We start from the raw sequence: 466 nt of genomic DNA, 5'->3' as shown, positions 1-466 counted from the left end.
CCTGCCGGGCGACCCGCCGGGGTTCACCGGCGACGAGACCGTCACCCTGGCCGAACTGAGGGACGCGGGCATCGGGATCACCCCCGGAACGGAGGTCGAGGCGCAGCTCGGAGGAGGCGTGCGGGGCGGTGGACTGGCACCGCTCGACCAGGTGCGGCTGCTGCTGGCTCGCCCCGGCCCGTGGCCGGACGCCCTCGACGCCGTCGTGGCCACGGTGTCGCGCCGGATCTGGCACTCGGCCTTCACCGACTTCGGGAGCGCGTTTCCGGACACGGACGCCGCCCGGGCGTGGGACACGGCCCTCGGCCTGCTCCTGCCGGGCGACGCGGACTCCGCGCGCGCGGACTGGCGGTACGCGGGGGAGGCGTACCGCGACGCGGTGCGCCGGCTCGCCGCCCTCCTGACGGTGGAAGGAACGGACCCCCGAACGGTCGCGCGCCTCGCCGCCCGGCTCCGGGAGACCCTC

Annotated in this window: 1 protein-coding gene; it reads left to right on the top strand. The window is 77.0% G+C overall.

Annotation, left to right across the window (positions count from 1 at the left end; all coding sequences use genetic code 11):
- The coding region (locus tag LPA54_RS37875; RefSeq protein WP_228984948.1) for a hypothetical protein at positions 1–466 on the top strand (466 nt) is incomplete at both ends.

Origin of the sequence: Streptomyces sp. DH12 (genome assembly GCF_020873895.1) — a bacterium.
GTDB lineage: Bacteria > Actinomycetota > Actinomycetes > Streptomycetales > Streptomycetaceae > Streptomyces.
Note: the sequence above shows the minus strand (reverse complement) of the source record. Positions and strands in the feature narration are given on the sequence as shown.